The sequence below is a fragment of the Flavobacterium geliluteum genome (genome assembly GCF_017948595.1).
GTDB classification, from domain to species: domain Bacteria; phylum Bacteroidota; class Bacteroidia; order Flavobacteriales; family Flavobacteriaceae; genus Flavobacterium; species Flavobacterium flavipigmentatum.
This window is the reverse complement of the sequence record NZ_JAGFBV010000039.1, coordinates 1-12,431: the sequence shown is the minus strand read 5'-3', so window position 1 is coordinate 12,431 and position 12,431 is coordinate 1. Positions and strand designations below refer to the sequence as shown.

The 12,431-nt window shown below is 35.5% G+C and carries 9 protein-coding genes; 2 read left to right on the top strand and 7 right to left on the bottom strand.

Annotated features, from left to right (window positions below; translation table 11 throughout):
* Positions 1 to 23 precede the first annotated feature (23 nt).
* Entirely contained in the window at positions 24 to 2,408 is a 2,385-nt protein-coding gene (locus J3495_RS17590) for a penicillin acylase family protein (RefSeq protein ID WP_210668046.1), read from the bottom strand.
* 115 nt (positions 2,409 to 2,523) lie between these two features.
* On the opposite strand from J3495_RS17590, the gene J3495_RS17585 reads away from it, so the two are divergent.
* Both J3495_RS17585 and J3495_RS17580 read left to right on the top strand, forming a co-directional pair.
* On the top strand, positions 2,524 to 4,086 hold the full coding sequence (locus tag J3495_RS17585; RefSeq protein ID WP_210668043.1) for a hypothetical protein: 1,563 nt from the start codon (positions 2,524 to 2,526) through the stop codon (positions 4,084 to 4,086).
* A 98-nt stretch (positions 4,087 to 4,184) separates the two neighbouring features.
* Complete coding sequence (locus J3495_RS17580; RefSeq protein ID WP_210668041.1) at positions 4,185 to 5,993, top strand: hypothetical protein; 1,809 nt, start codon at positions 4,185 to 4,187, stop codon at positions 5,991 to 5,993.
* Positions 5,994 to 6,057: 64 nt separating this feature from the next.
* On the opposite strand, the gene J3495_RS17575 is transcribed toward J3495_RS17580, so the two are convergent.
* The 6 genes from J3495_RS17575 to J3495_RS17550 all read right to left on the bottom strand — a co-directional run bounded on the left by J3495_RS17575 (position 6,058) and on the right by J3495_RS17550 (position 12,152).
* A complete protein-coding gene (locus J3495_RS17575) occupies positions 6,058 to 6,474 on the bottom strand; it encodes a glycine zipper family protein (RefSeq protein ID WP_210668038.1) in 417 nt (138 codons plus the stop codon).
* 109 nt (positions 6,475 to 6,583) lie between these two features.
* Positions 6,584 to 7,861, bottom strand: coding sequence for a kynureninase (kynU, locus tag J3495_RS17570; protein WP_210668036.1), 1,278 nt, complete (start codon positions 7,859 to 7,861; stop codon positions 6,584 to 6,586).
* Between the two features lie 154 nt (positions 7,862 to 8,015).
* Entirely contained in the window at positions 8,016 to 9,065 is a 1,050-nt protein-coding gene (gene queA / locus J3495_RS17565) for a tRNA preQ1(34) S-adenosylmethionine ribosyltransferase-isomerase QueA (protein ID WP_210668034.1), read from the bottom strand.
* A 381-nt stretch (positions 9,066 to 9,446) separates the two neighbouring features.
* A complete protein-coding gene (aroA, locus tag J3495_RS17560) occupies positions 9,447 to 10,670 on the bottom strand; it encodes a 3-phosphoshikimate 1-carboxyvinyltransferase (RefSeq protein WP_210668032.1) in 1,224 nt (407 codons plus the stop codon).
* Positions 10,671 to 10,804: 134 nt separating this feature from the next.
* A complete protein-coding gene (locus J3495_RS17555; protein WP_012022600.1) occupies positions 10,805 to 11,131 on the bottom strand; it encodes a nucleotide pyrophosphohydrolase in 327 nt (108 codons plus the stop codon).
* A gap of 175 nt (positions 11,132 to 11,306) precedes the next feature.
* Complete coding sequence (locus J3495_RS17550; protein ID WP_210668030.1) at positions 11,307 to 12,152, bottom strand: hypothetical protein; 846 nt, start codon at positions 12,150 to 12,152, stop codon at positions 11,307 to 11,309.
* Between the last annotated feature and the right edge of the window lie 279 nt (positions 12,153 to 12,431).

Genomic DNA, 12,431 nt, shown 5'->3' with positions numbered 1-12,431 from the left:
GTCTTGCGGGATATAAAAAAATTTTACTCAGGCTTAAAAACCAATTTGGTCGAAGTTTTTATAATTTCTTCCTTATTCAACTTCATTTTTCTAAATTTTCCGGCATTGTACATTTCGGCCTGATCGTCGTAATGTTTACTAAAAGGATTCCCGGACTGACCTGTTGGCAGAATACTCCAACTGTTTTCAACATCTGAGAAATCAACTATTCTTCTTGTCGAAGGACCACCTTTTACGGCATATTCGCCTTCCCGATTCAATCCAAAAAACTGATTATTGATCACCTCATTAGACCCTGGAGCCGCAAAAGGACCAACATTAAACAATTTGCGCAAAGCAGCCACTTTTCCCAAAGGATGTTCGTGCTCAACGGTATGTATCTTTGCCCAAGTCCAGTCGGTTACAGCATCTCCAAACTGTTTTCTCAGTTCTGAAATAGCTTGATTGAATGATTCTGAAACGATTTGACTTCTCGTTTCTTTTGTGTTTTTTGTTTTAATATTATCCCACCAAACCGAATTTTCGTTGGCGATCTGTCTCGCTACGACTTGCTTCCCGATATGAGTTCCGACAAACAAATTAAAATTATCCGAACCCATTTCGTCTTCAAAAGTATTTTTTAGGTATAAATAAATCCATTTATTATAAATCGTGGGCGCCACATCTTCCAGATTATGAGTTCCTCTCCATAATTTCAAAATAGCAATAGCCTCTTTTTCGGTGGCATTTAAGTTTGTCAAATTACTATTCAAAATTAAATTACTAACCGTAATATTGGCCACGCTCGAAGTATTATCATAAATCATTTTGCTGATGTCTTCCTTATTCCAATTAGATTTTGCGTCTAATAAACCCGAAATTCTTTTGGCGCGATCTTCAGGCAAATAATATCCGGGATACAAATAACCGTCAATGGCCTCAGGCTGATTATTGGCAGAATATACATACCCCCAATTCGGGTTTTCAGCCGATGGATTTTTAGAAAAATCCAAATATTCTGTGATATCATCCTTGCCACTGGCACCTTCTAAAATAAGAAACGAATTAACCCCTTTATTGTGTTTGTAAAGTGTACCTGTCGCCCACCAACCCACATTTCCTTGAGCATCTCCATACATGACATTCAATCCGGGCGCGGCAACCAATTGCACTGCTTTCTTAAAATCTTCTTTGTTTTTAGCATGCGAAAGCCCATAAACCGCATCTAAAATCTGAATAGGTTGCTGGGTATAAATCCAAGACATTGCAATCGGACTTTTTTTGTCTAAATGTTCTAGAACATCATTCATAATAGGCCCATGTCGACTGGATTTCACCGTCAAAACCACATCTGAAGTATCTTTTACTTTGATGGTCTTTTTTCTAATTTCGTAGTTACTAAAACCCGTTGGTGTCTGATATTGATTGGTATCACCAATTTTATTGGTTTCTTTATAAAAATCGATATCATCGTTTTCAAACATGGTCAATCCGTAAGCATAATCGCGATTGTGCGCCAGAAGAGGAAAAGGCGTGCCGGCCAGATAACAACCATACAATTCAAATTGCGGCGTTACCAAATGTGCTTCGTACCAAGTTGCTGGCTGTGAAAAACCAATGTGTGGATCATTCGCAAAAATGACTTTGCCGTTTTTGGTTTTCTTTGGTCCCACAACCCAACTATTACTGCCTACAAAAGGCGGAATTGGAGATGCTTCCAGAAGTCCCGCAACCGATTTTGATATTGCAGCATATTCTTCGTTGTTTTTTTTATAATTTTTAATTTTTGTGGTGTTAAATTCGCCTTCGATACCTAAATCTTTCAAATAGGGAGCACCATATTTATTGCGAATATCCGTCAATAAAGGATCGGTTTTTTGAGCCATCGCAAAACTGAAAGACATGTATCCAAAAATATTATACACATCTTTTATGGTGAATTTTTCTTTTTTAACGCCAACCAAAGTAAATTCAAGCGGCGTAACGCCTTCCTCCAAATATTGATTAATTCCGTCTATGTATGCCATTGTCAGTAGGTAACTCTGACTCTTTTTATCAAGTTTGGCTATGGCTTTCGCCGAAGCTTCTTCGATGCCAATTCCAACAAAAAATTTATCGTTTTTAAGCGCGACAGAACCAAATATCTCAGACAAACGGCCCGGTGCAATTCGGCGTAAGAGTTCCATTTGCCACAATCTTTCCTGTGCGTGCACATAACCTAAAGTGGTCATAGCATCTTTTTCAGAACTGGCGTAAATATGAGGCACACCAAAATCATCAAAATAAACAGTGGTTTCGTTTTGAAGGTTTTGCAACTTTAATTCCCCCTCGTACTTGGGTTTCAGATGAAAAATATATGCGCACAAACCAACAGCCACAATTACAATTAAAACCAATAAAACCAGTGATCCTTTTTTAATTTTTTTCATACCTCAAAAATCTAAGCAAATAAACATTGGAAAAATATATAACTTCAAAACAAAATTTTATAAAAAAACATGTCTTTAAAACTCTAAATTTATGTAATTAAAACCAAACCTATAAATGTCAAACTATAAAAAAATAGCAATCGGAATAATTTCAGTCGTTTTTTTGGTGATTGTACTCAATTTTGGCCTTAATTTTTGGATAAAAAAACAATTACCAAAAGTCATTCACGAAAAAAATAAGACCGCTTACAATATTCACTACGAAAAAATAGAAGTATCACTTTGGTGGAGAAATATTTATGCCGAAACGTTACTGATCCATCCTAAAAATCAGCCAAAAAACAGTCCTAAAAAGACAGGAATTTATTCTAAAATAGCTTCCATAACAATCAAACACTTCAATATTTGGGATTTGGTTTTTCGTGATATCATTAAAGCCGAAAGCATCACGATCAACAAAGCCAGAGTAATTTTGTATAAAAAAAACAATACGCTTATCAACAACAGCAAGAGCATTCGAACAGAAATTGTAGAACCGTTTCAGAAAATCGTGGCCGTTTCGAATATCTACTTAAATGACGGAAGCCTTGATGTAGTGGGGTTGCAAAACAACAAACCACTTTTAAACATCAAAAATATTATTTTGAAATTGGAAGGTATTCTGGTAACAGATGCGACTTTGAAAGAAAAAATTCCGATGCAATACAAAAGATACGTCTTGGTTTGCGATAGCCTTTACTACAAACCGAATGCCTTTTACCACATTACGATTGGCAAAATCAGCACTGAAAATAAATTTCTTAAAATTCAAAATTTTGCGATGTTGCCCGAATACGATCGAAGAAATTTTTTAGCAAAACTCGAAAAAGAGAAAGATATTTACACCTTAAAATTAGATTCGGCCAGCATCAGCAAAATGGATTGGGGATTTAAAAAAGATCGTTTTTTCTTAAACGCCAATTCAGTAGTCATGCACCATTTTGACGGAAATATTTACCGCAATAAAATGCCCAAAGACGATTTGAGCAAAAAACAATTGTACAACTCATTATTGCGAAAAATTAAATTCCCGCTAAAAATAGATACTTTGCAAATTCTAAAATCGAAACTGGTTTATGAAGAAGAAATCGATTTTACAAAAGGCCCGGGCGTTTTAAACTTTGATCAATTTAATTTGCAGGCCACTAATCTTCAGAGTGGTTTTGGTTTGAAAAAAACCGATGATTTAAAAATAAAAATCAATTGTCTCTTTATGAAAACTTCGCCTTTAAACGTCAATTGGAGTTTTAATGTTTTAGATACTAAAGACAGTTTTCACATTCAAGGAACGATCGCCAACTTTGATGTAGCGGCACTTACCCGATTTACTCAGCCATATATGAATACATCATTTACAGGGACTTTTGATAAATATCATTTTAATTTTTATGGAAATGATACCAATGTTACCGGAAATGCGTCGTTAATCTATGACGATTTGAAAGTAAAATTATACCAAAAGAAACATCCCGAGAAAGAAGCCAAATTAAAGACTGCAATTGCCAATTTAATTCTTAAAAATGATTCAGAAGAAAAAAGTAAAAAAGCGGCTGTAGCAATCGAGCGAGTGCCGGAGAAATCCTTTTACAATTTTTTGTGGAGAAGCATCGCCGAATCTTTGAAAAAAATATTGATTTAATGTGTTAAAGTGACGGCAACCATTTACAAACCTGACATTTATCAGGTTTTAAATAACTTTTTTTATCAACATTTGCCTTTATTTTAATATCAAAGCAAATGACAAAAAAGCCCATCCACACTTTTCATATTCCTGTAATGGGACTCGCCTACACGATTGACAGCCCGATACGTGTGGCACAATATGGTATTTCGTCTGTAATTTCTATAGCTGATGACGATCTGATAGAAAAGATGCGTGATTTTTACAGCAAGAAATTCAATTTTCCTTATGAAGAAATAAGTCAGAAGTTTCATGATTACAGGGCACAGAGAATCACTTCGTACCTTAATTTAGTCGATCAGATTGTAAAGCAGAAGTTTGAAAATTTTAAAAAAGAATTAGCAGAAAGCAAAACTGCTGTAGAAAATTACATGGCAATGTTGCCCAATACTTCTGATATAAAAAAAGGTTTTCAAAATTTGTTGGAAGAAGGTATGTCATTCAAAGAAAATATTCAGAATTACATCGAGTCGCATCTTTCAGCTGGGGCGATCGATGTAAATATCATGACAAAATTGGATAAAGATAATTTTGAAAAAGAAGCGCAGCTTCCTGTCGAATTCAATGATGCCCATGCCGCTTTGAGAGGTTTTGCCAACAGCAATCTCGAATCTTCGGTGGTGCTTTCTGCAGGAATGAATCCGAGGCTTTACAGCTATTTTGAAAACTTTCCAGATTTTTTTCCTAACGAAAACAATCAACTCAAAAAGAAAATCATCTTGAAAGTTAGTGATTATCGATCGGCCATGATTCAGGGAAATTTTTTGGCAAAAAAAGGCCTTTGGGTTTCTGAGTATCGCATAGAGTCAGGACTCAATTGCGGCGGACATGCTTTTGCTACCGACGGATTGTTACTGGGAACTATTTTAGAAGAATTCAAAGAAAAAAAAGAGCAACTCGTACATTCTTCACACGATTTGATGACAAAAGCTTTAGAACAAAAAAACTTATACAGTCCGGATGCACCGCTACCATTGAAAATTACTGTTCAGGGTGGCGTAGGAACAGCTGAAGAACATGAGTTTTTATTGGATACTTACGAAGTAGATTCAGTGGGCTGGGGATCGCCTTTTTTATTGGTACCCGAAGCGACTTCTGTAGATAAAAAGACTCGAAATTTACTGATAAACGCCAAAGAAGAAGATCTTTATTTAAGTAAAATTTCCCCGTTAGGCGTTCCTTTTAATACGCTAAAAGGCAGTACAAATGAAGTGTTAAAGCAAAAAAGAATTCACGAAAACAAAGCAGGAAGTTCTTGCCCGAAACGCTTTTTAGCGTTAAGCAAAGAATATGATCCGAAAGGAATTTGTTCTGCTTCGAAAAAATTTCAGGACTTAAAATTAGCCGAATTAGAAAACATCAAAGATACTATTACTGTATCTGTTTTCGAGAAAACAAAAACCAGTATTACAGAAAAATCATGCTTATGTGTGGGGCTTGCAAACGCATCTTATTTAGAGAATGACATCCCTATAAAAGGGCAGGCACAAGGAGTTGTAATATGCCCGGGCCCTAATATGGCTTATTTTGATCAGGAAGTTTCATTGAAAGACATGTTGCAACATATTTACGGAAGCAAATCGGTCATTACAACTGCGGATCGCCCAAATTTGTTTGTAAAAGAACTAAAAATGTATGTGGATTATTTTAGAAAAGAAGTCGAAAATAGCCGAGGAGACATTACCGCTTTACAGCTAAAAAAATGGAACACCTTTAAAATAAATTTGTTAAGCGGAATTGATTATTACCAAACGATGCTTGCTACTAGTTTGTATTTTAAAAATGATCTAAATACTATTATCAAACAATTTGAATCGTACCGATTAGAACTAACGGCAATACAAATTGCGCCACAAAATGGCTAAAAAAAAGAAAACCCCAAATTACGAATAATTTGGGGTTTATTATAAATGCTGTTTGTGCTTGCTTTTATTTTTTGCTGCTATCAATTATAGCGCCCGTTCCGGCACCTACTCCGGCACCTGCAAGACCGCCAATTATTGCTCCTTCTCCTTTTTTCTTGCTAATTACAGCTCCTGTAACCGCTCCTACTCCGGCTCCAATTACGGCTCCTTTTGCTGCTGAGCTCCAACCTTTCTTTTTAGGTGCGGCTGCTGTTGCAGTTCCGTCATTTTGTTGGTGTACTACAACCACTTTTTGAGCAGCTGCTTTTTCTTTCTCTAAATTAGCCATCTCTGTTTGCATCGAATCAATAATTTTTTGCTTATTGATTTCAACTTTCATAGAGTCGATACTTGCTTGTTTTGCTTTATTAAGATCCATTTTTTCTTGATTTTGACAAGAAATTAGGGTCAACGCTATCATTAAAGAATATAATACTTTCATAAATTGTAAATTTTAAAATTATACTCTACAAAGAAAGCTAGTCTGTCTTTTACAATGTTATACAATTTCTTTAAAAAATTACATGATTAAGAGATTTTCAAGTAGCTGGCTATTCTTTTAAAATTCCCTTTTTTAAAATTTGTCCAAAATCGTACATGTCTTCAAAAGAGCAATACAAAGGCACCGGTGCTAATCGGATGACGTTGGGTTCTCGCCAGTCTGTAATAACACCATTTTTCATTAAATAATCAAACAAGCTTCTACCTTCTCCGTGAAGAAAAACAGACAATTGAGACGCTCTTTCTGCAGGATTTGAAGGTGTGATAATTTCGAAAGTACCTGCTACTTCACGATCAATTTCGTGCAAAACAAACTCTAAGTAAGCGGTAATTTTATCTCTTTTGGCAATAAGCGCCTCCATTCCGACTTCGGCAAACATTTCGACCGAAGCCAAATATGGTGCTAGAGAAAGCACCGGCAAATTACTAATTTGCCAACCGCCAGCACCGTGAACCGGGTCAAAATTGGGTTCCATCTTAAAGCGTCGTTCTTTATTATGACCCCACCAACCTGCAAAACGAGGCAAATTAGAATCGTTATGATGACGCTCATGCACAAAGCAACCCGAAGCATTTCCTGGCCCCGAATTCATGTATTTGTAACTGCACCAGGCAGCAAAATCTACATTCCAATCGTGCAATTCGAGTTTAATATTTCCGGCGGCATGCGCTAAATCCCAACCTACTTTTGCACCCGCTTTTTGTCCTGCGGCTGTGATTGTTTTGATATCAAAAACCTGTCCTGTATAATAATTTACGCCTCCTATTAAAACAAGCGCAAGTTCATCACCCACTTCTTCAATTTTAGCCAAAACATCTTCTAGTCGAATGTTGTGTTCGCCCTCTCTACGTTTGATTTCTACAATAGCATCTTCTGGTTTATAACCATGAAAATGTACCTGACTCTGAAACATATATTGGTCTGAAGGAAACGCTTTTTCTTCGCAAATAATTTTATAACGGGTTTTTGTTGGCTGGTAAAAAGAAACCATCAACAAATGAAGGTTTACAGTCAAAGTATTCATCACTGTTACTTCTGAAGGCAAAGCTCCTACAATCTTGCTCAAAGGCTCTGCAAATCTTTCCTGATAGTCCCACCAAGGCTTTTCGGCATAAAAATGACCTTCTACAGCAAGGTTTCCCCAGTCATTCATGATTTCATCCACGTATGCTTTGGTACGTTTGGGCTGGAGCCCAAGAGAATTTCCTGTAAAGTAAATAACCCGTTTATCATTGACTTTAGGAAAAATAAATTGGTTCTGATACTGCTGTAAAGAATCTTCTGAATCGAGTTGTTGTGCGAATTCGCGCGTATTTTGAAAAGTCATTGTTTTTATTTTGAGACGTAAAAATAGGGAAATGTTTCTTTTGTTTCAAGTTTCAGGTTTCAAGTTGTGCTGAACCTGAAACTCGAAACTCTTTTTAAAACAAAAAAAACCCATCATTACTGACAGGTTCTTTATAATTATTTCGCTTGACGAATTATAGGATCAACATTGCGTCTCCGTAAGAATAGAATTTGTACTCTTCTTTGATCGCTTCCTCGTATGCACGTTTCATTAAATCATGTCCACAAAAAGCAGAAATCATCATCAATAATGTTGATTTTGGTGTATGGAAATTAGTAATCATACAGTTGGCAATACTAAAATCGTGAGGAGGAAAAATAAATTTATTAGTCCAACCTTCGTAAGGATTTAAAGTGTGTTGTGACGAAACAGAACTTTCGATAGCACGCATCGAAGTGGTTCCTACTGCGCAAATACGTTTTTTATTTACTTTGGCGGCGTTTACGACATCGCAGGCTTCTTGTTTGATGATTAACTCCTCAGAATCCATTTTGTGCTTTGATAAATCTTCAACCTCAACTGGATTAAAAGTTCCTAAACCAACGTGAAGTGTCACCTCAGCAAAGTTAATTCCTTTGATTTCCAGTTTTTTCAAAAGGTGTTTTGAGAAGTGCAAACCAGCAGTTGGCGCCGCTACAGCTCCTTCTTCTTTTGCATAAATAGTTTGGTATCTTTCTGCATCTTCTTCGGTTACCTCTCTATTGATGTATTTAGGAATTGGAGTTTCTCCTAGCTCTGTCAATTTATTTCTAAATTCTTCATAAGAACCATCGTACAAGAAACGTAACGTTCTTCCTCTAGAGGTAGTGTTGTCGATTACCTCAGCAACCAACGAATCGTCATCGCCAAAATATAGTTTGTTACCAATTCTAATTTTACGTGCCGGATCAACCAAAACATCCCAAAGGCGTTGTTCTGCATTCAATTCTCTCAACAAGAAAACTTCGATTCTAGCGCCTGTTTTTTCTTTGTTTCCGTACAAACGAGCCGGAAAAACTTTTGTATTATTAAGAATCAAAACGTCTCCGTCATCAAAATAATTGATAACATCTTTGAACATTTTGTGCTCTATAGTTTGTTTTTTTCGGTCAATTACCATTAAACGAGATTCATCTCTATTTTCTGCTGGAAATTCTGCCAAAAGTTCTTTTGGTAAATTGAAACTGAAGTGTGATAATTTCATATTAAAGTGTAGATTTTAAAATATCAATTTTAGATTTTTTTATCTAAAATTTTAAATCGTGTGCAAATATACGATTGTGAGATAGGCGTTGTCAAGTGTTTTGACGTTTATTTTCAAAACTCGTTGATTTACTGAGGGTTTTGGGAACCACAAAAAATATTTTTTAACATATAAATACTATAAGTGGATTAAAGTAGGATTCTTGATTTGGCTAAAGCCGAAAAACAAATCATAAAAAAACCTCCAGTTAAAACTGGAGGATATGTATATTCTAATCTTCTTGTTCTAATCTTTAATGGTACAAAACCTTTGAATCTTTGCGACTCTGAACCTTTGAACCTTTCTATTAAATGAACTTCTATGTCTTATATCATCAAAACGCTACAATGTCGAAACTTCAAAGTGTAATTGTTTTAAATCTTCCCAGAAATCAGGATACGACTTAGAAACCACTTCGGCATTTTCGATAATAATCGGAACCTTTAATGCCAATGGAGCAAATGCCATTGCCATACGGTGATCGTTGTAGGTAGCGATTTTTACATTAGAATTAATCGTTTCTGAAAGCCCCAAAGTCAGGCTGTCATTGGTTACCGAAATATTCGCTCCTAGTTTTGTAAGCTCAATTCTTAGTGCTTCCAATCTGTCTGTTTCTTTTATTTTTAAGGTATGAAGTCCTGTTAAGTGACAGCCAATTCCTAAACCAAGACAGGTAACAACAATAGTTTGTGCGATATCGGGCGTATTATTTAGATCGAAGTTTAACGTTTCGTATTTAAAATTGGGTTGCTTTACCAACGTCATTTTGTTCCCATCAAAAGTCGTTTGAATACCCATTTTTTCGTAGATCGCAATCAAAGCCGAATCGCCTTGCAGGCTATTTTGCTTGTAACTGCTCAGCGTTATAGAAGCCGTGTCTGCCAAAGCGGCGATACTAAACCAATAAGAAGCCGAACTCCAGTCTGACTCTACAACCATTTCTTTTGCAACTACTGTTTCTTTTGGATATACTTTGATCACATTGCCCTCAAAACGGGTTTGAATATCCAAATCATTCAGCAACGCCAGCGTCATTTGGATATACGGAATAGAGGTGATCTCGCCTTCTAACGTAAGCTCTAAACCATTTTCTAGTTTAGACGCTACAAGTAAAAGTGCCGAAATGTACTGGCTGCTAACATTGGCTGCCAAAGTAACCTTTGAGGCGGTTACCTTTTTTCCCTTAATTTTTATCGGCGGATAGCCTACTTCTTTTTCATACGAAATCTCGACTCCCAATTGTGCCAAAGCTTCTACCAAAATCTTTATCGGTCGTTCCTGCATTCTGCTAGAACCCGTCATCACGACTTCACGTCCTTCGCTTACAGCAAAATAAGCCGTTAAGAAACGCATTGCTGTTCCCGCATGATGAATATCAACAATCTCGTCGCTACCAGCAAGTGCTTTTTGCATCACTTCGCTATCATCTGAATTGGAAGTATTGGCCAAAGTAATATTTGGAAACAAAGCTTTTAACAACAACAAACGATTGGTTTCGCTTTTGGATCCTGTAACTTTTATTTCAGATTTTAGATGGGTGCTTTTAGCTTCTAGAAGTAAATTCATTTTTATAATTGTAAGTTGTGAATGGCGCGTTATAATGAGTCTCCAACATAATTCGGCTGTGCAATTTACCACTCCACACTCAAAATTCAAAATTCAAAACTCACAATTCAAAATTTATGATCGATATTTCACAATTATTTCAATTTATCATTGTTTTTGTGGCGGTCTTTGTCTCTAACCGACTTTAAATCCATTTTTTTATCAAAGGCAGCTTGCAAATCAATTCCGGTTTGGTTGGCCAGACACAAAACAACAAACACTACATCTGCCAATTCCTCGCCCAAATCTTTGTTTTTATCGCTTTCTTTCTCTGATTGCTCTCCGTATCTGCGGGCAATAATTCGGGCTACTTCACCTACTTCTTCGGTAAGTTGCGCCATGTTGGTCAATTCGTTAAAATAGCGAACACCGTGTTCTTTTATCCAGGTATCTACGTCAAGTTGTGCGTTTTTTAAATCCATTCTTTTTTATTGTAAAGTGTGAAATGTATGTTGTGATTGTATCGTTTTGATACTACAGCGGGTTTGGGACTAAATTAGCCTAACCTTTCGGATTTGCCAAATCTTCCAAATACAAAACCAATTTCAAATTAAGCCTTATACCCAAATTGCTTGTAGCGTGTGTTGGCGGTAGTAATTATTTGAAATTGTTTAATTGTTGCGCTATAAGTTTGTTTTTTAATTCTCTTTTCTGTTTCTCAATTTTTTCATCTAAAATAATCTCGATAGATGTTTTTAGTATGGGAAATAAATAATTGCATTCTTTTTCTTCGAGTTGATGTATTCCTTTACTCAAAATCGAATATATCTTTTTATTTTCAATAAGAAATTCAGGTAAATAATTTTTAGCTAAGTCAATTTTCTTTTTAAAATCAGATTGGAATAAATCATCTTCAGTTATATCTCCTTTTTCTAAAAGATCTTGGAGTATTGGCGAAACTATATGCTTCTCAATAATTCGACGTAAATAAACAAAAGAGCCAACACCAATTCCATACGATGATAACCCAATTGCTCTATTTAATTCTTTATATATATTCTCATTAAAAGCTCTGTATTTTTCAATCTCTTTTTTTGCTAAGTCAGCTAGTGATGGACTTTGTCCAATTTTTATTAGCTTCGAGTTTTTTATTCTGAAAATATAGATATGGCTATGGGTAGAATTACTATTTGGACGTGGACATTTAAAAATTCTTTCGAAAGTTCCGCATTCTTCAAGAAACGTATTTAAATTAGATTCGGAGCCTATATATCTTTCATTAATTTGAAGCAAAACCTCACGAAAGTTACTTGTTGTAATATCACTACTGATTAATGTTGTTTCCTTTTCACAAATTGGACAATAACTATCAAGTGTTTTTATTTTATTTACAGTTGAACTTTCATTGTGGAATAGAATGTTTAAAAGCTCTTCTTCAGTGAATGAATTTATATCATATTCTGTATAAAGAGAATCATCTAAAAAAATTTTGTGTAAGTCCATAATTCAACTTTAAGGTTCATATTTCTGCATTATTACCGCCAACGTCCCGCGGCTTCGCGAGGTTTGGGACTAAATTAAGATTTATTTTTCGGTTAAGCACAAATTTTCCAGACACAAAACCAATTTCAAATTAAGCCTAATACCCAAATTGCTTGTAGCGTGTGTTGAACTAAACCTTCGGTAGCACATTAGTTGATTTTGTACCTTACGAATATAATTAAATTCTGTAAGTTATGACTACAAAAAAAAGAATGTTGAAGAATTAAGAGAAAACAAAAT